Annotated in this window: 15 protein-coding genes; all 15 read left to right on the top strand. The window is 52.5% G+C overall.

Features of this window, described 5'->3' with window-relative positions; translation table 11 throughout:
• The first annotated feature begins 96 nt into the window (after positions 1-96).
• The 15 genes from mreB to HRQ63_RS24400 all read left to right on the top strand — a co-directional run bounded on the left by mreB (position 97) and on the right by HRQ63_RS24400 (position 24,875).
• The gene (gene mreB / locus HRQ63_RS24330) at positions 97-1,095 is read left to right on the top strand and encodes a rod shape-determining protein (protein WP_037287125.1); all 999 of its coding nucleotides are present in this window, start codon (positions 97-99) and stop codon (positions 1,093-1,095) included.
• A 161-nt stretch (positions 1,096-1,256) separates the two neighbouring features.
• Positions 1,257-2,135 carry a flagellar hook-basal body protein gene (locus tag HRQ63_RS24335; protein ID WP_172247747.1) on the top strand — a complete coding sequence of 293 codons (879 nt, stop codon included), beginning with the start codon at positions 1,257-1,259 and terminating at the stop codon, positions 2,133-2,135.
• A 16-nt stretch (positions 2,136-2,151) separates the two neighbouring features.
• The gene (locus HRQ63_RS24340; protein WP_172247748.1) at positions 2,152-2,958 is read left to right on the top strand and encodes a flagellar hook-basal body protein; all 807 of its coding nucleotides are present in this window, start codon (positions 2,152-2,154) and stop codon (positions 2,956-2,958) included.
• A gap of 98 nt (positions 2,959-3,056) precedes the next feature.
• Entirely contained in the window at positions 3,057-3,275 is a 219-nt protein-coding gene (locus HRQ63_RS24345) for a DNA-directed RNA polymerase subunit beta (RefSeq protein WP_229714336.1), read from the top strand.
• Between the two features lie 142 nt (positions 3,276-3,417).
• Positions 3,418-3,849 (top strand): 3-hydroxyacyl-ACP dehydratase FabZ, encoded by a 432-nt coding sequence (gene fabZ / locus HRQ63_RS24350; RefSeq protein ID WP_172247769.1) that lies wholly within the window; start codon positions 3,418-3,420, stop codon positions 3,847-3,849.
• A 58-nt stretch (positions 3,850-3,907) separates the two neighbouring features.
• Complete coding sequence (locus HRQ63_RS24355; protein ID WP_172247749.1) at positions 3,908-5,620, top strand: phospho-sugar mutase; 1,713 nt, start codon at positions 3,908-3,910, stop codon at positions 5,618-5,620.
• A gap of 197 nt (positions 5,621-5,817) precedes the next feature.
• A complete protein-coding gene (locus HRQ63_RS24360; protein ID WP_172247750.1) occupies positions 5,818-7,836 on the top strand; it encodes a DUF5693 family protein in 2,019 nt (672 codons plus the stop codon).
• The gene (gene csaB / locus HRQ63_RS24365; protein WP_172247751.1) at positions 7,809-8,936 is read left to right on the top strand and encodes a polysaccharide pyruvyl transferase CsaB; all 1,128 of its coding nucleotides are present in this window, start codon (positions 7,809-7,811) and stop codon (positions 8,934-8,936) included. The genes HRQ63_RS24360 and csaB overlap by 28 nt, the downstream gene beginning before the upstream one ends.
• Before the next feature lie 9 nt (positions 8,937-8,945).
• The gene (locus HRQ63_RS24370; RefSeq protein WP_172247752.1) at positions 8,946-9,713 is read left to right on the top strand and encodes a WecB/TagA/CpsF family glycosyltransferase; all 768 of its coding nucleotides are present in this window, start codon (positions 8,946-8,948) and stop codon (positions 9,711-9,713) included.
• Between the two features lie 101 nt (positions 9,714-9,814).
• The gene (locus HRQ63_RS24375) at positions 9,815-10,936 is read left to right on the top strand and encodes an MraY family glycosyltransferase (RefSeq protein WP_172247753.1); all 1,122 of its coding nucleotides are present in this window, start codon (positions 9,815-9,817) and stop codon (positions 10,934-10,936) included.
• A 237-nt stretch (positions 10,937-11,173) separates the two neighbouring features.
• Positions 11,174-14,752 carry an S-layer homology domain-containing protein gene (locus HRQ63_RS26325; protein WP_172247754.1) on the top strand — a complete coding sequence of 1,193 codons (3,579 nt, stop codon included), beginning with the start codon at positions 11,174-11,176 and terminating at the stop codon, positions 14,750-14,752.
• A gap of 188 nt (positions 14,753-14,940) precedes the next feature.
• Entirely contained in the window at positions 14,941-15,282 is a 342-nt protein-coding gene (locus HRQ63_RS24385; protein ID WP_172247755.1) for a hypothetical protein, read from the top strand.
• Between the two features lie 454 nt (positions 15,283-15,736).
• Complete coding sequence (locus tag HRQ63_RS24390) at positions 15,737-18,850, top strand: S-layer homology domain-containing protein (protein ID WP_172247756.1); 3,114 nt, start codon at positions 15,737-15,739, stop codon at positions 18,848-18,850.
• A gap of 211 nt (positions 18,851-19,061) precedes the next feature.
• Entirely contained in the window at positions 19,062-20,264 is a 1,203-nt protein-coding gene (gene metK, locus HRQ63_RS24395) for a methionine adenosyltransferase (protein WP_172247757.1), read from the top strand.
• Positions 20,265-20,438: 174 nt separating this feature from the next.
• Positions 20,439-24,875, top strand: coding sequence for an Ig-like domain-containing protein (locus HRQ63_RS24400; RefSeq protein ID WP_172247758.1), 4,437 nt, complete (start codon positions 20,439-20,441; stop codon positions 24,873-24,875).
• Positions 24,876-24,899: the final 24 nt, after the last annotated feature.

Below are 24,899 nucleotides of genomic sequence, written 5' to 3' on the forward strand. Positions count from 1 at the left end.
TATGGTATGTTAAAAGCTGGTAGTTTACAGGGTGGCGGGCGTAAGCGCGCAGTGAAGAAGCCGAATAAACAAGGATGCTGGAGGCCGCGAAAATACATGTTGAGCAAGGATATCGGAATCGACCTGGGCACGGCGAACGTGCTGATTTATGTAAAGGGTAAGGGAGTCGTCATCGATGAACCGTCGGTAGTGGCGGTAGAGAGAGAGTCCAAGCGCGTTCTGGCCGTCGGCGAAGAAGCTCGCCGCATGGTGGGACGTACGCCGGGGAATATCGAAGTCGTGCGGCCGCTGCGCGACGGCGTCATTGCAGACTTCGACATTACGGAAGCGATGCTTCGCTACTTCATCAACAAAGTGGGCGGAAGAAGCTGGTACAGCAATCCGCGGATTTTGATCTGCGCGCCGACCAATATCACGTCCGTCGAGCAAAAAGCGATCCGCGAAGCGGCCCAGCGTACCGGAGCGAAAGACGTATATCTGGAAGAAGAGCCAAAAGCCGCGGCAATCGGCGCAGGCATGGATATTTATCAACCAAGCGGTAACATGGTTGTCGATATCGGCGGGGGCACCACTGACGTAGCCGTTCTCTCCATGGGCGATATCGTAACGTCTTCTTCGATCAAGGTAGCCGGCGATACGTTCGATGAATCGATTATTCGTTATATCAAAAATAAATATAAATTGCTGATCGGCGAACGGACGGCGGAAGATCTGAAGATCAATATCGCTTCGGTTCACCCCGACGGACGCCAAGTGGAAATGGACATTCGCGGACGCGATATGGTCAGCGGCCTGCCTCGTACCGTTTCCGTTACATCGGCGGAAGTCAAAGAGGCGCTGGACGAATCGGTTGCTTTGATCGTGAGTGCCGCCAAAACGGTGCTGGAACGTACGCCTCCGGAATTGTCGGCGGATATCATCGATCGCGGCGTCGTGCTGACGGGCGGGGGCGCTCTGCTGCACGGTCTGGACGATCTCTTGGCACAGGAATTGCGAGTGCCGGTCTGGACGGCTGAGGACCCGATGCACTGCGTGGTTAAGGGTACCCAGAAGATGTTGGATCATCTCGACAAAACAGCCAAGAAAAAATTCTGATTTCCCCTCAACAAATTTTCGAATCTGCCGATATATAGAAGACAAGGCTGGAGGGGCTTTTTTGAAAAGCGCCGGCCATTAGGACACGGACAAAGACACCTTGAATTTTTCACAGACGGCAATAAACCGCATCCGCGATATCGGAAAGGGGAAAACATCGAATGCTGAGAGGATTATACACGGCGACCGCAGGCATGATGACGCAGCAGCACAGACATGATACGGTGACGCAGAACATCGCCAACTTGAACACGACAGGTTACAAACAAGTAGAGAGCGTGGCACGTTCTTTCCCGGAAGTCATGGTGGCGCTGCAAAACGGAGATCAAGGCCGCGATAACCGCCAGGTAGGCAAACTCAACACGGGCGTATTTGCCGAAGAAAGCATTTCGATGATGGTGCAAGGCGATGTGACGGAGTCGAATTCGTCCGACGACCTCGCACTGATTTCCGATATCCAGGTCGCGAATCCGCAGGGCGGCAACATTGCGTTTGATGATTCCGGCAAAGCCGTTCAAGCAAACGGACAGACGATCTATAAGCCGCAGGCCTTTTTCAATGTCGAGAATCCTGCCGGGGGAATCGGCTACACCCGCGATGGCGACATGCATTTGTCTTCGGACGGCCGTCTCGTCACTTCGATGAATCAGAACGTGCTGGGTCAGGACGGACAACCGATCGTGCTGGCCGGTTCGATGGACGATTACTGGGTGCGCGAGAACGGAACGATTTTCAATAAAGCAACGGGCGCCGCGTCCGGACGGATCGGGATCACGGTTGCCGAACAGCCGAACGGACTGACTCGCGACGGCGAAGGCTTGTTTGCGGAAAAGACGCAAGGAGCCGGTTCGCTGCGAGCTGCGACCAACGAGGACGCAATCGAAGTGAAACAAGGGTTCTTGGAGCGTTCCACCGTGGATGCCGCGCAATCGATGGTGGATCTGACGGCGGCGCTGCGCGCGTACGAAGCCAACCAGAAAGTCGTCCAGTTTTATGACAAGAGCTTGGACAAAGCCGTTAACGAAGTCGGAAGAGTCTAACTAAGGGGGCATATTCATGAATAACTCGATGATTAGCGCTGCGGTGACGATGAACGGCCTCCAGCGTAAGCTCGACCTGATTTCGGATAACATCGCCAACCTGGACACGGTCGGCTACAAAGCCAAACAGGGAAGCTTCCAGGACACGCTGACCCGAGTGCAGCAGCAAGGCAAATCGTTCCAACTGGACGGACGGCGAACGGATGCGGGATTCAATCTCGGCTTCGGTGCCCGCATGGGCGAAGTCACTGTCGATCTTACGCAAGGTCCTCTGAAAGAAACGGGCAGCCTGTCCGATCTTGCGATCGAAGGCAACGCGGTGTTCGAGATTCAAGTGAACGGCGAGAAAGCGTGGACGCGCGAAGGGGCATTCCAACTGGCACCGAACGGAGCCGATACGCGGAACGTGTACCTGATGACGAATCAGGGGCATCCGGTCATGGGAACAAACGGGCAACCGATTCGCATTCCGGCCGCATCGAAGCTGCAAGTGGATAGCGACGGCACGGTTCGTGCGCTGAACGCTAACGGCACGAGTACGGCTGCGGGTCAGATTGCGTTGGCGCGCGTTGATCGTTCCGAAGGACTCGTTCAGACGGACGGCAATGTATTCATCTTGGCAGACGGCGTGAATGAAGGCGACGTTTTGACGAATAACGGCGTGACGGCTCAGGTGAGACAACAATACCTGGAACAATCCAACGTGGACATGACCGCGCAGATGACCGAATTGCTTCAAGCGCAGCGCGCTTATCAATTGGCTGCCAAGGCGCTGACATCCAGCGATACCATGGCAACATTGGCAAACGGAATCCGTCAATAAGGTAATGTTCGCAAAAATGCATAGACGGTAAAATGAAGTCGTCCGAAGCCCCGGTATTTTCTCCGGGGCTTCGGACTTTGCAGCAAGGAGGGTTAGAAGTGGAAAAGGTGATGGACGAGCAAAGCGAAGGATCTGTGCGTCGCAAACGAACATTTGGCAGAAGATTGCTGCGTTTTATTCTTTTTCTGCTTTTTTTCGCACTTTGTCTGGCCGGAGGTCTGGTCTTCGGTTATGTCTATATCGGGAAGCAGGGGCTGGAAGAGGCATTCAAGCCGGAGACATGGATGCATGTATTCGACCTTGTTTTTGCTCCTTGAATCAGGAAGATACGCAAAAGCCGTTCTTGGATCGTCGGGATCTCGGAGCGGCTCTTTTTTTATGGCGGTTTTCCGCGATTTCTTTTTGCTGCGGGAAACTGTATAATGATGGGGGAAATTGCCGAAGGGAGTTTTGCTCGTGATGTTGGATTCGCAGCAGATTCAAGAAATTATACCGCACCGCCCGCCGTTTTTGTTGGTGGATCGGATTTTGGAGGTCGAACCGGGCAAACGCGCGGTCGGCATTAAAAACGTAACCGTTAACGAACCTTTCTTTGTTGGGCACTTTCCGGGTTATCCGGTCATGCCGGGGGTATTAATAGTTGAGGCGCTGGCTCAGGTCGGAAGCGTGGCGATGATGATCGTTGAAGAAAACCGGGGGAAACTCGGATTTTTCGCGGGCATCGACGGCTTCCGTTTCAGAGGACAGGTGAAGCCCGGCGATACGCTGCGGCTTGAGGTCGAAATGACTCGCTTCAAGGGGAAGATCGGAAAAGGACATGCCGTAGCAACCGTCGACGGAACCATAGTTGCCGAAGGCGACATGATGTTTGCGCTCGCCGACCGCGAATAGGCACCTAACCGCGAAGGCCTCTTCACCCCAACAATCCGGACAGGGAGGTACGACAAATATGTTGAATGAAAAAACCGCGGCGGTCGTCAAGCAATGGCTGGAAGACCCAAGCATCGATGAGGAAACCAAGCAGGAGCTGCGAGGGCTGGAAGCGCAGCCGGATGAACTGGAAGATCGTTTTTACCGGGAGCTGGAGTTCGGTACGGGCGGATTGCGCGGCGTGATCGGCGCAGGCAGCAACCGCATGAACCGCTACACCGTCGGTAAAGCGACGCAAGGACTGGCGGAGTACATACTGGAAACGGCAAAAGGCAAGGCAGGGAAACCTTCCGTCGTCATCGCGCACGATTCGCGCCACTTTTCGCCGGAATTTTCGCTTGAAGCCGCATTGGTCCTGGCTGCCAACGGCATCGTAGCCAAATTGTATCCTTCGCTTCGCACGACGCCGCAGCTGTCTTTCTCGGTTCGCCATTTGCAAGCGGACGGCGGGATTATGGTGACGGCAAGTCACAACCCGCCTGAGTACAACGGCTACAAAGTGTATAACCAAGAAGGCGGACAGCTTGTTCCTCATGAAGCGGAGCGAGTCATCAGCCTGGTGCAGGGCGTTCAATCGTTCTCGGCCATCAAACGGATTACCCGCGAAGAAGCCGAAGCGCAAGGTCTGCTGGTTTGGCTGGGCGATGCGGAAGATGAAGCTTTCATCGATACCGTAGCGAGCCTCTCCCTGAGCCGTGAACAATTGGCTGCCGGCAAAGGCGACGACCTGCAAATCGTCTTCACGCCTCTGCACGGTACAGGTAATCTGCCGGTGCGCCAAGTATTGGAGAAGATCGGCTTCAAAAATGTTGCCGTTGTACCGGAACAGGAACTGCCGGACGGCGACTTCCCGACGGTAAAATCGCCGAACCCGGAAGAACGCGAAGCGTTCACGCTGGCGATGAAGCTTGGCGAAGAGTTGAACGCGGATATCCTGATCGGTACCGATCCGGACTGCGACCGCATGGGCGCCGTAGTTCGCAACCAAGAAGGCAAGTACGTCGTTCTGAGCGGCAACCAATCCGGCGCGATCATGGTCGATTACGTGCTGAGTCGCATGAAAGAAGCGGGTACGCTGCCTGAGAACGGCGCGGTGATCAAAACGATCGTAACCAGCGAACTGGGTGCGGTCATTGCCGAGCATTACGGCGCTTCCGTACTGAACACGCTGACCGGCTTCAAATACATCGGCGAGAAAATGACGCAGTTCGAACAAAGCGGCGAGCATACTTTCCTGTTCGGTTACGAGGAAAGCTACGGCTATCTGGCAGGCAGCTACGCACGGGACAAAGACGCGGTGCTGGCGGCTATGCTGATTGCCGAAGCTGCGGCTTACTACAAGACGCAGGGCAAGACGTTGTACAACGTGCTGGAAGGACTGTATGCACAGTTCGGAACGTTCATCGAACGTCTGGAGTCGCGCACGATGAAAGGCAAAGACGGTCTGGCTAAAATCCAGTCCATCATGGCCGAATGGCGCGATAACCCGCCGACTGAAGTCGCGGGCGTGAAGGTCGTGCAGACTCTCGATTATGCAAAAGGCATCGATGGGCTTCCGTCCGAAAACGTGCTGAAGTATATCTTGGAAGACGACTCCTGGTTTGTCCTGCGTCCATCGGGCACGGAGCCGAAGATCAAAGTCTACTTCGCGGTTCGCGGCGACTCGCTCGCGGCAGCCGAAGAAGCCGTGGATCGACTGGTTCACGCGGTTACGGCAAAAGTAGACGCTTAAGCCTTACCCGTCACAATCGGATATTGATTAAAAATGGCCGCGGACCGATTCCGATTCGCGTTCGCGGCGGTTTTTACAGAACTCCCACGATGCCTCTTGCCGAAGCGCGCCGAAGCGGCGCGTTTCGGCAGGAGGCGTCTGACTTATCAACTTGAACAATGCCGGGACATCGCTTCCGGCAAGGAGGTATACGGAAATTGAGTCAGAAATGGCGTCAGTGGAACAAAGCGGCAACAAAGGTATTATGGATTCTGGTTATCCTGGGCATCGTGGCATCTTTACCGGTTGCATATGACCGCATCCGAACGGAAGGTACGTCCAAGAATGTAGAAATGATTTTCGATTATCGCGATCTGGTGCAGGTTTCTTCCTATCAAGGGAATCCTAGCGCTTGGATGAATGAACAGCTCGACGTTCTGCAAGAAGCGGGTATTCACACGATGGCCGTGTATCAAGCGACGCTGACGGAGTTATCCAATGCACGCCGCATCACGGTGTACAGCGAGCAGGATGCGGCGCGTTTGACAGGCAAAGTGTTGACCGCTAACGAGAATGCTACATATCTGCTGTTTACGGATGCCGAAAATCAGGCTAAGGTCGAACCGATCATCCGCAAAGCTTTTGCGAGCCAGGAGATCGCGGTCGAAGACTGGTCATTGAATGGGCGCAGCGGGTTGAAAATTGCGACGCCGGTACAAAATGCGGTGTTGAAAACGATGGAACCTGACCCGGTAGCGATGGAAATGCTGGAGTCCAAAGGCTTCCATCTGCTGCCGCGTCTAAGCAACAGTGCCGTGTACGATCAAGAAGGCCTGGCTTCGCTGCTGGATCGATTCAAGACGATGGGCGTCGATCGTATTCTATTTGACGGAGAAGAAGTGCCGGGTTACGCGGAAGAGCCGGACGAGCGTCATTTGGAAGATTTCGCGCAGCTGCTTAACGAACGCGGGATCGGGATCGCGGCGATCGAGAATCTGCGCGGACCTCAACGCGGCTTCGAGACGCTGGCGAAGGATACGAACTTCAACGTCGCTCGTTTGTATTCGCTGAGCGGTCGCGACTCCGCGCTCGATCCCGACATTATCGCGGACCGCTTTGCGCTGGCTGCGAAAGACCGCAATATTCGCATGATGTTTATTCATACGGCCGTGCAAACGAATTCGGTCGAAGGTCGAATCACCGATACGATCGAGAATCTGGTCGAAAGCCTGGACGGGCCCGAAGGAGCTATCCAGCGTATCGAAAACTACGGTTTTGAAATGGGACCCGCCGCTTCGTTCGAAGTCGCCGAGATGGCCGGACAGAACTATTTCCGCTGGATCGCGATTTTGGGCGCAGTCGCTTTGATTGCCCTGCTCGTTTCGATCTTTATTCCGCCGCTGACGCTGCTCGTCTTTGTCTTGGGCGTAGTAGGCACGGCAGGTCTGTATGTATTGCGGCCGCATCTGATGGAGCAGGCGCTCGCGCTGCTCGCCGGAATCAGTGCGCCGACGATTGCGATGGTATTCGCGATTCGCAAGATCGACCGTTTGTACGAAGCAGGCCAGAAGATGAGCGCGGGCCGAAGACTCACTCACGGCATTCTGTTGTTCTTGCGCACAAGCGCCATGTCGTTGATCGCGGTACCGTTCATTATTGCCCTGCTGAACCATGTCACTTACCAATTGGTGCTGGATCAATTCCGCGGCGTCAGCCTGCTGCATTTGGCGCCGATCGCGTTGACTGCCTTGTATGTGCTCTTTTACCGTAAAAATTCGGCGTTCGGCAGCGTGGGCAAGATTCTGCGCATGCCTGTCACGATCGCAATGGTCGTTATTGCGGTAGTCGCAGCCGTGGCCGGCTTATACTACTTGTCGCGTACAGGAAACAGCGGAAGTGCGAGCGGCATCGAGAAAACGTTCCGGACCCTGCTGGAGAACACCGTAGGCGTGCGTCCGCGCTTCAAAGAGTTCTTGCTCGGACATCCGATTTTCATTGCAGCTGTATTCGTCGCTCTGAAGTATCGCCATGCCGTTTACGTCATGATCATCGCCTCGATCGGTCAATTGTCGATGGTCGATACTTTTGCTCATATTCACACGCCGGTCTGGATTTCTTTGGTTCGTGACCTGCTGGGTATGGGACTCGGTATTATTGTAGCTCTTGGCTTCGTGCTCGTATGGCAAATCATCGAAAGGTGTTGGAAGAAATGGTCGCCACTGCTCGCAAGATTGTAATCTCTGGCTACTACGGATTCCGCAACAGCGGAGATGAAGCGGTACTCAAGTCGATTCTGACTGCGTTGGAGCAAGAAGGGAAACGCAGCGGCGTTACGTTTGAACCGATCGTTCTTTCCGGTGACCCGTCCTGGACGGCAGGCGTGTACGGCGTCAAAGCGGTGCACCGGATGAAGATGGGCGAGGTGCGCCAAGCCTTGAAGGAAAGCGACGGGTTGATCAGCGGCGGCGGAAGCTTGCTGCAGGATGCGACCAGCTCCAAAACGATCCCGTACTATGTAGGCGTCATCCGGCTGGCTCAATGGATGGGCAAGCCGGTGTTCATCTACGCGCAAGGTGTGGGGCCGGTCACACGGAAACTTTTCTACCCGTTGATTCACGGCTCGTTCAAGCGCAGTCACTATATCTCAGTTCGCGATCAGGAATCGGCCGCTCTGCTGCGTTCCATGAAAATGGACGGCAGCCGGGTCGAGATCGTGCCTGATCCGGTGATGGGTCTTCCGCTCCCTGCGGGAGCCGCGTCGAAATTCCCGGCCGAGAAGCCCGACGGACTGCCCAAGATCGCGGTGTCGGTACGTTTTTGGAACGAAGATCGCGCCGAACTGATCGGAATCGCGGACGGATTGCGCAAGCTGGCGGAGAGCCGCAATGTTCACTTCTGTTTCTTGCCTTTTCACCTTCCGGATGACGAAGCGGCTTCCAATTACGTGATCGAGCGAATGGGCGACGTCAAGTCGCTCGGCTCGAAGATCACGACGCGCCAGACCGAAGATCCTCAGGCGATGCTGCTCGAAGTCGGACGCTGCGATGCTCTTGTCGGCATGCGTTTGCATAGTCTGATCTATGCGGCTTCGCAGCGTGTGCCGGTAGCGGGAATCTCTTACGATCCGAAGATCGACAGCTTTTTGGCCCAATTGAACGTAAAAGCAATCGGGAACAGCGAACAGGTACGTCCGGAGCGGCTGGCTGAAGAATTGGCTCATCTGCTGGACGACGCCGAAAGCTGGAAAGCGGAGCGCGAGCCGCTTATTGCCGAGTTGAAGCGTGAATCGGCGCGCCCCGCGCGGGCGATCGCTGAATATTTTTCACATAAAGGATGAGCAAACCCTATGAGTCAGATGCAGAATGATGCCGGAATCGGCCGGGTGCCGGTCACTTCCATCTTCGGCGTCAACGTTTCGAAGCTGGACATGAAAGGAACCGTTGCCGTGCTGGAACGTGCCGTTGCTTCCAAAAAGCCGCACCAGGTGATCACCGCGAACCCGATTATGATCATGGCCGCGTTGGAAAGCGAAGAGAATATGCGCGCCATGCGCGAAGCCGAGCTGATCGTGCCGGACGGCGCGGGCGTAGTCTGGGCAGCCGAGGAATTCGGTGACCCGGTGGCGGAACGCGTGGCCGGATTCGATCTGCTGCACGAGCTGATGAAGCGCGGGGAAGAGCTGGGCTGGACGGCTTATCTGTTGGGCGCCGCGGAAGAAGTGGTTCAGGAAGCGGCCGGTCGGTTACAGAAACAATATCCGAAGGTTCGAATCGTCGGCGTTCGCAACGGTTACTTCGGCGCACCGGAAAATGCCGGGGTGATCGAGTCGATCCGCCAGGCGCAGCCCGATCTGTTGTTTGTCGCTCGAGACGCCAAAACGCAGGAGCCGTGGATCGCCCGCCATAAGCATGAACTGGGCGCTTCGGTGATCATGGGAGTCGGCGGAAGTTTCGATGTGATCTCAGGAAAAACGAAGCGCGCGCCGATATTTATGCAGAAGCTTCGCTTGGAATGGTTCTACCGTTTGGCGAAGGAACCTTCCCGGCTGCCGCGAATGATGGCTCTGCCGCAATTCATGCGTAAAGTCAAAAAAGCAAAGAAAAGCATGGAATAATCGTTGCGCAAAGGGAAATCTACATAATTCGTACTGGCATTCGGCCGCAGGGCGCGTTATAATAATTCCCGGTTGAAACACATTGGAGGTTTGAGACAACTATGTTCATCGTCTATATTTTAGGTTTCGTACTCGCGCTCGGATTGGCTCTGGGTCTGACGCCGCTCGTGAAGCGGTTTGCGATCAAGGTCGGAGCAGTGGACGTGCCGAACGCCCGCAAAGTGCATACGCGCATCATGCCTAGACTCGGCGGACTCGGGATTTTTCTCGCTTTTGCCATCACGCTTCTTGCCGTTATGCCTTTCCTTCCGTTCGACTTGTCGGAACGCGACGGGAACTTTATCAAGGCCTTCCTTACAGCCGGAACGATTATCGTGCTTACCGGCGCGTTGGATGACCGATTTGACCTGAATGCCAAATTGAAGTTCCTGATCCAGATCGGCGCGGCATGCGTCGTGGTGTTCGGATTCGGGATCAAAGTCGAATTCGTCAATATTCCTTTTATGGATGCTTATTCTTCGCTTGAAAACTGGATCGCGATTCCGCTGACCATCTTCTGGATCGTCGGCGTTACGAACGCGGTCAACCTGATCGACGGTCTTGACGGCCTGGCCGCCGGCGTATCGGGTATCGCGATCGGAACCATCCTCGTGATGGCGCTGATCAACGGCAACTTCCTGGTCGCGCTGCTTTGCCTGCTGCTGCTGGGAGGCATCATCGGCTTCCTGTTCTTCAACTTCCACCCGGCCAAGATCTTCATGGGCGATACCGGTTCCTTGTTCCTGGGCTTCAGCTTGGCGATGCTCTCGCTGCTCGGGTTCAAGCAAATCGCGGTATTGTCGTTCATCACGCCGCTGATTATCATCGGGGTGCCGCTGTCGGATACGTTCTTCGCGATCGTGCGCCGCAAGCTTCAGAAGAAGCCGATCTTCGCTCCGGACAAAGGACACCTGCACCATTGCCTGCGCGAACTCGGCTTCAGCCACCGCCAAACGGTGCTGATCATCTACGGAATCGCCGCGTTCTTCGGCGTGTTGGCGGTTATCCAGTCGGCTTCCGCGATGTTCGAAGCGAGCTGGGTGACGTTCGTCGTAATCTGTATCATGATGTTCTTCATGCAGATCGGTGCCGAAGTGATCGGTCTCGTCGGCCAAACGAAGCGCCCGGTGCTGCAGCTGTTGGCAAGACTTCGCCCGAAGCCGGAAGATCAAGCCAAGCCTTAACGCTTTCGATTTCCGATAATTGTGAAATTTTAACAAGCTTTGTTTTCTCTATGCGAATAGAGAAGCAAGGCTTTTTTTGTTTGTAAAAAATGAGGGTTTTTTATAACATATTCGCTTAATGCCGCCGATAAAAAGAACAACGACGCGTAACAAACAGGAAGTGAGGGACATCCATTGCAGATTGGCAACAATAAGACGACCCCTTCGGGGCGTGCGTCACAAAGGGGAGCTGTACAAGTGGGTAAACAAGGCATTAAGTCTCTGTTGAGCTTAATGATGGCAGTCGTTTTGATCTTCACGTTGGTTCCGGTATATCCGGCATCCGCCGCGGGCGGAACTTTGAAAATTACGAACTTGAGCGATAAACCGAATGCGCCGACGAACAGCGCGAACGGCAAAGTCGATATCATCGGTACGTTCCAAGACGTAAATACTTCTACGATCACTTATGTGATCGAGTCCATGGTCGGAGATACCGTCGTCGGATCCAGCAGCGGCGGAGACCGTCAGCCGGATACCGGCGATAACAAGACTTTTAAGTTTTATCAAGTCAGCGTGAAATCCGGTCTTAACCGGATTACCGTAAAAGCAACGACGACAAGCGGACAAGAAGTATCGAGCCAAGCTTACGTTTCGTTCGTCGATGCGCCTAACCTTTCTTCCGTAAAAGTAGGGGCAGAGGATACGCAGGAGAACGTTCCTTTCGTCGTATCTTCGCAAACGCCTTCCATTACGGTAGAAGCTCCGAATGCGGTAGACGTTCTGTTGAACGGCAATCCGATGTTCAGCGGCGGCGCGGGTACGTTCTATGCAACGCCTACGCTGACGCAAGGGTCGAACAAACTGACGTTCGAAGTGAAATCGGCTACGTCTTCTTATGCGGAAACGCGTACGTTGGTGTATTACGACGGAAACGCGCAAGTGTACAATACGAAAATCGGCGCGACGGCGATCGAGCCGAACGCGACGATCGAAGGATCGCCGACAGGAGCAATTTCGGGCGAAGTCGTTATTGCGATGCCTGCCAGCGGCACGGCGGCGAATACGGTAGCGGGAAAAATCACGTTCACGAAAATGGTAGACAACACGCCTCAAGTCTATCCCGATTTCAACGAAGCCGACATCACGTTGACCAAAAAAGACACGGTAGGCACTTCGCTGGTCATCTACAGCTTCCGCTCAACGGGAACCGTTTCTGCTTTGCAATCCGGTTCTTACCAGATGGATTTGCGCGTCAACAGCCAACAGCGTGCCACGGTAAGTTTCAAAGTACGCGGAACGGGCGATGCTTTTATCAAAAACGTGTATCAATTGTACGGCGTAAGCAGTTCTTCGAGCAGCGTCACTTCTTACAGCAGCAAAACGGCTTTCGATGCCGGAACGTCTCCGTACGTTTCCGTTCCGGAACTTCCGCTGTGGATCGCTGTCGATACAGGTAACGCAGCTTCCGTAAATCTCAAAGTTGACGGCGTGGCCCTTCCTTCTTCCGACTACGCGTCGTTCACGGACGGTAGCGGAACGGCATACAACATCTATAAAATCACCAAGCTCAAAAGCGGCCGTCAAACGCTGACTTTCGAATACGGCAGCGATTCGGTATCCGTTCCGATCAACTACCAATCGGCTCCGTTCATTCAGGTAACCAACCTGTATAACGAGCAGGTATTTACTGACGCCAACGCGATCACTTCGGTGCAGGGTCGTTTGATCAACTTTACCGGAGCTTCGAATACCGTAACGATCGAATACAGCGGACGTACGACGACCGCGACTTCGACGGACGGAACATTCTCGCTCAGCACGGCTAACTTCCCTCTGACGCTGACACCGGGCGCGAATACGCTGGTGTTGTCGGGAACGACGAACGGCAAAAAAGTATCGACGACGCTTAACCTGTACCTGATCGAGAACGACAGCATTCAGATTGAAAACTTCCATCCGCTCCCGGTCGATTCCTTGACTCAGGACAACTCCTTATTCATTCCGGGAGAAGCGGATCAATATACGACGAACGAGCTGTCCATGGACACGGAATTCGCGATTACTCCGGCAGACACGGCTGACGAAATCATCATCCGTTTGGACGGCAACAAAAAAGAAACCCGTCTGACACGCGGCACAGGAACGTCCTGGTCCCAATCGACGGGCGAGTTGAGAGTAAGTCCGAAAGCAGGCACGGTAAATGGCTTCATTATTGAAGACCTGGCTCTGCCGACAACAGGCGATCTGAAAGTTACCGTCTATGTCCGCAAAGGCACATCCACCACATCGAAAACTCTTACGGTAACCCGCGAGCTGCGTCCTTACACGATTCTGTCTCCGAAGCTGCCGAACGAAAGCGTCATTACGCAAAACTTCCTGGATGTCAGCATTCAAGCCGAAGGAGCTTCCAGCGTGGTGGTAGGCAAGCAGACTTTGGAAAAAGGCGACAAGGACATCTTCCGCGGCCGTCTGTCCGGTCTGAAAGCCGGTAAAAACACAGTTAAATTTACAGTTACTGCAGGCACGACTAAAACAAACGGTACTTTTGAAGTCAACTACTCTGCTGAAATCGTACAAGGCGCGCAATACAGTACGGTAATGCCGGCAGGCGGCAAGCTCAAACTATTCAAAGGCGATCTGCAAATCTCTCTGCCCAAAGGAACGCTGCTGAGAGAGATCAACCCGACTCCGGGCAGCCAGTCTCCTACGATCAGTCTTTTCGATAAGCAGGAGCTGTTAGCGGGGATCGCAAGCCCTGTAGACGGAAGAACGCTTAAAATCTATAACCAAGTCAACGTGAGCGACGGTCAAGGCGGTTATCGCGACGGTCAACTCAAACTTCTTGAATCCAACGGTACGATGGTGAGCCGCATGGTTCCGAAACCGCACTTCGGATACGCATCGAACTTATATTGGTTGGATGCCGGATATTTCGACGCCACAGCAACAAGCGATGACTACAAAACGGTTCTGGGCAATCAGCCTTACGCCGCGCCGGGATTCGAAAGCCGTTCGGCGAAACAATGGTTGGAGCCGACTCAAGAAGGCACGATCACGATCAAGTATGATCCGGATCTGGTTGACGCTTCGGCAGGAAATCTGGGCATCTGGAGATTGAACGGAAACGAATGGGTAAACGTCGGCGGAACGGTTAACAAGTCCGCCAAGACCGTAACTGCTCCGTTTGACGGATTCGGCTACTATGCGGTATTCGGTCTTCGTTACAGCTACGGCGACGTTATCGCGCAAGCGGATTTGCGCGGAGACGTGGAAATGATGATGTCCCGCGGGGTAATGAAAGCCAAAGACGCGAATGAGTTTGGCGTAAACGAAGTTATTACTCGCGGCGAATTTGCCACGATGCTGATCAGAATGTTGAATATCCCTCTGGATTACGACGAAGATATCACGAAGCGTACTTTCGATGACGTAGGTCCGGTAACGAATCAGTACATGGACTATCGTTATATCGAAACAGCAGTACGCAAAGGTATCATCCGCGGTACGGGTCCGCGCGTATTCATGCCGTACAATACGCTTAGCCGTGAAGATGCGGCGATCATGATCGCCAGAGCGATGAACCTGAAGCTGACCGACAATACGAAAGCCAAAGCCGGTCTTGAAAAGTCGTTCACGGACGCGACTACGATCAACTCCAGCTACGCAGGCGCCGTATTGGCGGTAACCAAAGGCAAGTATATGGAAGGCAAGGCCAACAAGCTTGAAGAAGGACAGAAGAAAGCAACGTACCGCTTCGATCCTAAAGCAACCTTTACTCGCGCAGAAGCTGCCGACATTGCGGTCAAAGTCATGACCAAGATGAAAACTCTGTAAAACAAAAGTGCAACTAAACGCAAAAGCAAAGCGTCTCTATACTGTAGAGGCGCTTTGCTTTTTTTAATGAGGTTTATGGCGAAGTACAGTTTTATGGAAAATTGTTTAAAATCGTTTTTTGTGTTTTGAAGCGTTTTACGTTAGAATAGCGAGTAACAATACTTTCTGTGAGGGTGGATATCAGCACTATGAAACCAATCAAGTCGAAAGCTCAGATTGATTATATGAAAGCCAAAACGAAATTCGAAGAACGTTCCAAGGTTTTGGAGGCTCGCGTAGCCGAAGAACAAAAGGAACAAGAAGTCGAACAAGAGCTTATGGAGCAACTGGTCTTGGAGACAGGATTCCACCAGGCGTTCAACGAGTTGGCCGAAGCTGAAAACGAATTGATCTCTTGGTCGCACGCGACGATCAAACATGACAAGACTTACAAAGACAACAAAAAGCCGATCGACGAAATGTACGAGAAGCTCAACTCTGATCCGCAAATGCGAGCAAGGATCATTCAACTGGCATTGCGTATTCGCTAAACCGCGAAAAATTCTATATCATATAGAAGATATAAAAGGCGTCGGAATTTGGCGCCTTTTGCGTTTACTTAAACCGAAGATTGTTTAAGTACATAGGTGGGTGGCTTTAAAAGAGTATTCTTTCGTCTTTTAAAAAAAATTGCAAAAAAAGTTTTAAAAACTCGCAACTTTTTTGCAACTGCTCGCGTCTAAGTCATTGAGTGTCAAAACAAGGCGCTTTTAACCTCCTGATTTCCAAAGATTGGTCTTAAAACCGTAAAGTTGTGTGCACTTGTGCGAAAATGGACTTTACGAGGGTTAGCGACCAATGTATAATACGGAAAGCGGGATTGGGCATCCTCTGTTTTGTGCTTACTTATCCAACACTTTTGTTTTCAAGTTTCTGTGATACCCGTCACAGACCTCATTTATACTTAACACCTGCTCAACTCTGGAAAGGGGGTGCAATCAGCTAATGAGTAACATGAGCGAATGCGAACCAACTACAGACAAAAAAAACACATTTACACTCCAAGGAGGAGAACAAAAAGGTATGAAGAAAATTGTATCCCTGGCCCTTTCTACGGCTATGGCTCTCTCGATGTTCGCTTCGGTCACTTCCGCAGCAACAATGACTACGCAAGAGAAGTATAACGCACTGGTAACTCAAGGTATCTTCGCTGGCTACCCAGACGGAAATGCTTACCTGGATAAAGACATGACTCGCGCTGAGTTCGCGAAAGTCGTAGCACTGCTGACTGGTCTGGAAACTTCGGCTACTGGCACGAACTCCTACCAAGACCAAAACTATGCGAACGCTTGGTATAAGCCTTACGTTGAAGCCGTAACGAAAGCCGGCTACATGCAAGGTACTACAACTGGAGCTAAAAAACTGTTCAACCCGAACGGTAAAGTAACAGTTCAAGAGATGGCAGCTACACTGGTACGCGCAGCTAAGCTGGACGTTCCTACTACTGGCATCAACAATAGCGCTTCGGCTTGGGCTAAAGGCGAAGTACAAGCAGCTATCAACGCTGGTCTGATCAGCAACACTGCCAACTTCACTGCAGCAGCAACTCGCGGCCTGCTGGTTGACACAGCTTACGCTTACCAAACAGCAGTTGTTAAACCAGCCGTAACTTCTTACGAAGTAACGGATAACGGCGCAACTGTAGTCTTCACACTGGCTAACGGTGAAAAAGTAACAGTTAAACCAACTACGGCTCTTAAGCCAAACGTTGCGACTACTGTAACTTTCACTTACGACGGTAAAGAGTACAGCGAAAGCGTGACTTGGACTGTAACGGACGCTACTAAAGTAGACAGCGCCGCTGCAAGCAACCTCAAGCAAGTAACTGTAAACTTCGACGGACAAGTCGACAAGACTTCCGCAGAAAACGTAAACAACTACAGCATTCCGGATCTGACGATCGAAACAGCTACTTTGGCTGCTGACAACCGTTCGGTGACACTGTTGCTGAGCCAAGGTACAGGAACAGGCAACCAACTGACTAACAACCGTCAAACTTCGGTAACAGTTAATGGCGTAAAACAAAACACTGGATCGACTTTGATCTCCGGTACAGTTAACTTTACTCCTTCGGACGTAGCTGTTCCAACAATCACTGAAGTCAACGCTCTGGGCACTGGCGCAGTAGAAGTTGTATTCAGCGAGCCTGTTGTAGAAAGCTCCATCACAGTTGCCGGCATCAACATCGACGGCCGCGCTGTAGCAGCAAACTTCAACTACGACTACGACAGAAATTCGGTTGTTATCGAAACTCCGCTGACAGTTGGCGAACATACAATCAGCCTGTCGAACGTACGCGATTACTCGGGTCTGGTATTGGCTCCAGTACAACGCACATTCACTGTAGTAGCAGACACAACTGCTCCAACAATCGCTTCGACGACTTCGAACGATCTGCGTGAAGTAACCGTAACGTTCAGTGAGCCAGTTCGTAGCATTGCTAGCGCACGTGCTAACAACGTTTCGACTCCTGCTAACGTTCAAATCTCCGGCAGAACGGCTAAACTGACGTTCTCAAGCAACCTGAGCTTCTCGGCTAACACGATTACGCTGACTGGCGTAACCGACTACAGCAACAACACAGCTCAAACGCTGACAGCTACAGTTACTCCTACTCTGGATCTGACTGCTCCTACCGTAATTGGTACGACTGTTGGTTCGGAAAATGGTAACTACTATGTAGATGTTCAATTCAGCAAAGCTGTAAACATCGACGGAACTGAAGCTGGTTCGGCTCTGAACCGTAACAACTACACGCTGAGAAGCACTGGCGGCGCAGTTGTAACTAGCGCAGGTCTGACTGACCAAGGACATCCAGTCGTTGCTCCAACAGTACGCGCTAACTCGAATAACCGTACTGTACGCGTAACATTGGGTCCTACAACTTCGCTCACAGCTACAAACTACACGCTGGAAGTTGCAGGCGTACGTGATGTAACTACAGCTCAAAACATCTTGACTCCTTACAGCGCACAACTGACGCTGAGCCAATCGGCTACAGCTACTCTGGAGCGCAGCTGGGTTAGCGGATCGTGGGTATACGTTCAATTCTCCGGTCAAATCGCAACTAGCGGCACAGGAAATGCACTGGAAGCTAGCAAATACCGTCTTGCAGCACCAGTAGCTTCGAACAGCACAACTCTGGGATCGACTACGATCTTGACTGATCGTAATGCAGATGTTGAACCTGTAGGTGCTAACACTGTTCGTATCTATGCTAGAAACTTCGTTGATGCTAACGGTTCTGCAGCTGGCCTTCTGAACCAAACTATCGTAGCAAGCTACGTTGGTAATACTTCGGGTACTTTCTTCACGACTTCGGATAACCAAGGCCGTGTAGAAGCAAGAAAAGTAATTACTAACGCTACTTCTTCGGTAGTACCTACTGCAACTCCAAGCGTAGGCAATGACCGTACAATCGCAGTAACATTCACGGCGCCTGTATCGGGAGCTACTACTTCGAATGTTAACTTCACTTATGCAGGTAACACTGCAGGTGTAAGACCTACAAACGTTGTAGCTTCGAACAACAACAGAACGCTGACAATCACTCTGCCTGACACGGTTTCGGCTGACTTCACAAACGGTCAACTTCAGTTTGCAGGATTGAATGATCAATTCGGCAACTCGGTTGTTCAAAATGTGGATGTTACCAATGCAATTAGACCGGTTGCTACTTCTTCTACGGTTCCGACTACTGCAGTAACTCGTGCTGTATACACTGCTGATACAACACGCGATCAAATTACTGTAGATATTCCGGTTACTCGTAATGTTTATGTAAACACTACAGGTACTACAACTGCAGCAGCTAACCTGTTCAAAGCTAGCGTTGGAACAAACTCTGCTGTAAATGGTACTAGCGTACAAGTGATCAACAACAATACGCTTCGCGTAACGTTCCTGATCCCAGAAGCTACTACATCTTCCTCGCTGTACGTAACATTTGACGGTACGGCAAATGCTACTACTAAGCTGATCGCTACGGGTCCTGCAGATGCAGCTTCTAGCGCAGCACTGGGAAGCTTCACAGTTACTGGTACAGTACCTACTCGTTAATCTTCCTAAATTCTGATTTCTTATAAATCAGATTGTTTCAAGAAAAGAAGCTCCCTGACGAGGGAGCTTCTTTTCTTTTATATTTGACACCCAACCTCCCAATCAGTTACCATTACATTCGAGGATGGAATAATCAACCTTTTCCCTACGGGAATAGGTTCGTTTTTTGTATACGGGAATTTTATGTAACAACTCAAGGAGGTACACGCTTATGTCGCTTCAAGGACGGCGTTTGTTTACATCCGAGTCCGTAACGGAAGGTCACCCAGATAAGATCTGCGATCAAATTTCCGATGCGGTATTGGATGCGTTTTTGACTAATGATCCGAATGCGCGGGTAGCTTGCGAAGTCGCGGTCGCTACGGGACTGGTGCTTGTTATCGGCGAAATTAGTACGAAATCCGAGTATGTTGATATTCCTTCTATCGTACGCAACACGATCAAGGAAATCGGTTATACGCGTGCAAAATACGGCTTCGACTACAATACGTGTGCGGTACTGACCTCGATCAACGAACAGTCTGCCGATATTGCGCAGGGCGTCAACTCGGCGCTGGAAACTCGCGATCCGGAACAAATGAAATTGGAAACCGAAAACATCGGTGCCGGCGACCAGGGACTCATGTTCGGCTTCGCGTCGAATGAGACGCCGGAACTGATGCCGCTTCCGATTGCATTGTCTCACCGTATCGCTCGTCGTTTATCTGAAGTGCGCAAAAACGAAACGCTTGATTATTTGCGCCCTGACGGCAAAACGCAAGTCACGGTCGAATACGACGGCGACAAGCCGGTTCGCGTTGACGCGATCGTCGTTTCCACTCAGCATGCCGACGGTATTACGTTGGAACAGATCCAAGACGACATCAAAAAGCATGTTATTTTGCCGGTCGTTCCCGCTGATTTGTTAGACGAAGAAACCAAATATTTCATTAATCCGACAGGACGATTCGTGATCGGCGGACCGCAAGGCGATGCAGGTCTTACCGGGCGTAAGATCATTGTCGATACCTACGGCGGTTATGCCCGTCACGGCGGCGGTGCTTTTTCGGGCAAAGATCCGACGAAAGTCGACCGCTCGGCGGCTTATGCAGCCCGTTACGTCGCAAAAAATCTCGTAGCAGCCGGCTTGGCCGACAAATGCGAGATTCAATTGGCTTACGCGATCGGCGTAGCAAACCCGGTGTCGATCAGCGTGGATACGTACGGAACAGGCAAAGTCAGCGAAGAAACGCTGGTTAAGCTCGTGCGCGACAATTTCGATCTGCGTCCGACAGGCATCATTCGCATGCTGGACCTTCGTCGTCCGATCTACAAGCAGACGGCAGCATACGGTCACTTCGGCCGTACAGACGTAGATCTGCCATGGGAACGTACAGACAAAGCAGAAGAGCTTAAAGCCCAAGCAGGCGCGTAACGGTTCGAGAAGCGCTTCAAACGCGAAAAATTGAGAAGAGACCTCTAACGAGGTCTCTTTTTTATGAATATAACGATTAACTATCTTTTCCAACGGCGGCTAATTATTTGCTTACTCTCTTCCGATATAGAAAGGGACTGTCTTTTTTAGGAATCCGGGGAGGAGAGGTATACAATGAAGAACAAAATCGCGTTAGGAATGGCTTCCTTGATGCTGATTAATACGCTGATGCCGGCAGCGTGGGGGACGCTAACCGGAGAGCAAGGAAGCTATGTCGCATCTGCGGCCACCGTGGAGGCAGCAGCTTCCGTTAAAACATATTCGCCTGCAAGCAAGGGGCAAAACGTTTCTTTAACCCCAGGGCTTTTAGTGACATTTGATCGTCAAGTTGAATTGGCATCCGGCGCAGGAGCCAAAAAATTCACATTATTCAAACAAAGCGACAATACGCCTGTCGTGACGTTCAATGGTCAATCTCTGCAATTTCAAGGCGACGGCACTCAAGTCGTGCTGCCTGTCGATAAGCTAAAGCTTGCGGCTAATACCGGTTATTATATTCTGGCCGATGCCGGAATCCTTACGCCCGTATTGACGGATGCGGAGAAACAGCAAGCTGTAGCAGCCGCGCCTTGGACAGGGATCACGAACGCGTTGACCTGGACCTTTAAAACAGGAGCCGAAGCCGACACAACAGACCCGGACCTTGTAAACACAACACCGGTGAATAACGCGATCGGAGTGAAGGCGGATAGCAAACTGGGTTTGACCTTTACGGAAGCGGTAATCGCAGGCGAAGGTGTCGTGACTTTGAAAGAGATCGACCCGTCTCAGCCGAATTCGGCTGCGCCTATCACGATTCCGGTCCTCTCCACGATGGTTACGGGGCTTGGAACAGCTAACGTAACTATCGATCCGTCGCAGACGGGACTCAAGCCGGGATTCCGTTACGAAGCGCATATCGATGCGAACGTCTTTACGGATCTGTCAGGCCGATTCTATCCCAAAGCCATCGACTGGTCGTTCCGCACGGAATCGGCCAACAACGTACCTCCGACCGTTCAAACACGCAGTCCGCAAAACGGATTGTCCGGAGCGAATACGGCGGGGACATTATCGATTACGTTCAGCGAACCGGTAACCCCTAATAAAGGGACGGAAGCTCAGCCGAACCAAGGAGGCGTATCGATCTATCGTCTCAACGACGGCAAACTGATTCAAACCTTGACTCCAAGCGAGTTTACTATGGATAGCGAAACGGGAACCAAAGCTTCCGCAGCCTATAAGGGTTTGGAGCGTAATACGACTTATTATGTATTAGCCGGTGCGGACACATTCCGGGATTTGGACGGGACTTCGTTTGCCGGCATTGCGACTTCTCGAGATTGGACGTTCACTACGACGGGAGATGCGCTTGCTCTGAATACGCTGAATCCTGCGGCCGGTACCGTCGGTGTAACAGCAGGTTCCAATTTGCAATTGACCTTCAGCCGTAATGTATACCCGAATAGCGGAGCAGGAGATATTCGGATCCGTCGGAATGACGGCGTAACCGATACGCTTACTATCGGTTCGGGTCGGATTACGGGCGGCGGAACGAATACGGTAACTTTGTCGCCGACAACGCCGTTAGCCGTAGGCTACACGTACACCGTTGAGATTCCGGCCGGATTATTCGGCGACTCGGAAGGGAATGCTTATCCCAAAAGCGGCCAGCCGTTAAGTTGGTCCTTCTCGACGACGACAAACAATACGCTTCTTCAGGTCTATTCCATGACTCCCGTAGATCGCAGCACAGGCGTTTCCGTCGAGTCCAAGCCGAGCATTCGATTCAATCGCAGCGTTACGCTGAGCGGTACGGGGATTACGTTGTATCGAAACGGCGGAGCGAAGATCGAAGCGGATGTGAGCGTCAATACGGCGAATACTACGGAAGTTGTCATTTCGCCCAAAGAAAAACTGGCGGCAGGAACCTTCTATTATATCGATCTTGAAAACGGGTCGGTACGCGATCGCGCCAACGACGGCATTTCTTTTGCGGGCCTGAAAGGCAGTACGTCTTGGAGCTTCCAGACTGCCGCTTCGGATACGGCATTACCGACTGTTCAGAGCGCCAAGCTTGATAGTCCGACTTTGATTCGCCTGACGTATAACAAGTCGCTGAATGCGTCGCAAACTCCGCTGCTCTCCAGCTATACGGTATGGGTAAACGGCGAGAAACGGGTGCCGGGCAGCGTGTATATCAGCGGGGACAGCCTCTATCTGCGTTTGGATACAGGAGTAGCCGTAGGCCAGGACGTTAAAGTTTCTTATGATCCGGGCGTTCGTCCTTTGGTCGATACCAGCGGCAATGCGGCTGCGTCGCTTGCGTCTTATACCGTATCCAACGGAATCGACAGCGCGATGCCGAAGCCGAAAGAAGGCACGGTATACGGCAGCATGGTCACCCTCATCTTTGAAAACGGCTTGAAAACACCCGCTTCCCAAGCTTCCGGGCAGTTTACGGTCACGGTAGACGGACGGGCCTACAACGTTCGTTCGCTGACCAGCAGTTCTCAAGCGCTGCTGCTGTATCTGGATTCGAGCGTTCCCGACGGAGCGGTAGTCAAAGTCGGCTATTCGCCGAACGGAGCCCCGCTTCAAGATTATTTGGGGCAAAATATCTCCGCCTTTTCCGACTTCGGCGTTCGCAACTTGTTAGACACCCGTCCGCCTGAATTCGTGAATGCGGAAGTAGCGGGCACGGAGCTGATTTTGAACTATAACGAGGCCCTTCGGACGGATGCAGTTCCGACAAACAGTCAATTCTCCGTATTGTCCGGCGGCTCGCCCGTCTATGTGAATGCGGTCAAAATCGAAGGCAGCAAAGTGCGTTTGACGTTGGCTTCTTCCTTGATCGCAAACGGCAATATCACGGTATCCTATGTGCCGGGTACGCTGAAATTGACGGATCTTAACGGCAATGCGGCAGGCTATTTGAATCTCCAGCCTGTCGGAGCCGCATCCGGAACGAGCGGTATCCGTACAGCAACGGGGAGCGGCGGGCAGATTGCGGTAACCTTCACCGGCTCCTTGTATACGCCGGACGAGTCGGCTTTCCGACAATTTTCGGTTACGGCGGACAACAATGCCGTGGAAGTCACTTCGGCTTCGTTTGCGGGCAGCACGCTTACGCTCAAATTAGGAAGCGATCTGCGAGCCGGGCAAAGCGTCACGCTCTCGTACATGCCGGGAGTCAACCCGCTGAAAAACGTATCCGGCACGCAGGTGATCGGCTTCAACCGGATGGCCGTGCAGAATTTGACCGGCACGACAACTTCCACAGATCCGACCACGAACCCGACTACGGACGGTTCGGTACTGCCTGCTTCTGATTTCGGAAAAGAGATGCTGCTGATGGAGCGTACAGGAGCGACGTCTTCCGACGCCTCTACGACATTCAATACCAATACGCATCGGTATACGATCAATGCGGCCGCGCTCAAAGGTGCGTTGGACACGGCTTTTGCGCGCAGCGCGAAAAACGGAGCGGTCGTTTTCGAGGTTCCGGATGCCGAAAACGCCGGACTCGTCACAATTCCGATCCAACCTTTGAAAGATGCCTACGCGCAGCGAAACGGAATGTCGTTTGCGGTACGTTTTAAAGACATGGTCTATGAACTTCCGTTATCTTCGTTAAGCAGCGTGTCCGGCGGTACGGATTCGCAGTTGACGGTGCAGATCGAAAGCCTGCCGACAACTTCGTTGAGCCGCACGATTACGATGTTGAGCGACGCCAATGCGCAGATGTTAAGCAATCCGGTCGATATTCAGACTTTGATCAGTACGACCAGCGGCATTTATTCGTCGTCTGAGGCAACAGGGATTCAAGGCAACTACCGGATGAAACTGAACGTGAATGCTCCGGCTTCCCGGACATCGGTGGTATACTTTGACGGCAATTCGACTTCGCCGACGTTCACGCCCAGCAAATCGGCCTCCCAGACAGCCGGAATGCTGCTGACGGGTTCGTTCGCGGGAAGCCGGACTTTGATTCCGGTGAACTCGACCACGACGGTTTCCGGCGTTAACGGGCACTGGTCGCAAGGAACCGTAAACGAGATGGGCGCCAAATACGTGCTTAGCCCGAGTTTGACGAGTTCGTTTGCGCCGAAAGCTGCTATTACGCGGGGAGAGTTTGCCGAGCTGATTAGCCGCGGTCTGGGCCTGAGCAACGATGCGGTAGCCGCGTCCGTATTCAGCGATATCGGGTACAGCAAAGTGCCGATCGGCTCGATCGGAGCCGCGGTCAAAGCCGGCATCGTGACGGGTTATCCGGACGGAAGCTTCAAACCCGGTGCTTCGATTACGCGCGAAGAAATGGCGATCATGATGGTGCGCGCGCTGAACTATGCGGGAACGGACGTGTCTTTGAGCAGCAGCACTAATCAGGTTTTATCTTCGTTTAAAGATCGAGCCAATATTCGATATACCGACGAAGCGGCCAAAGCCGTTCAAGCCGGAGTCATCCAAGGCGCAACGGGCGGGAAGTTCAATCCGAAAGGAAACGCCACTAAATCGGAATCCGTCGTCATGCTTTCGCGTGTGCTGCAAAAAGCAGGATATTTGAACTAACCAACTAAATAATTCCAAAGAACC

Source organism: Saccharibacillus endophyticus (assembly GCF_013185185.1).
Taxonomy (GTDB): Bacteria; Bacillota; Bacilli; order Paenibacillales; family Paenibacillaceae; genus Saccharibacillus; species Saccharibacillus endophyticus.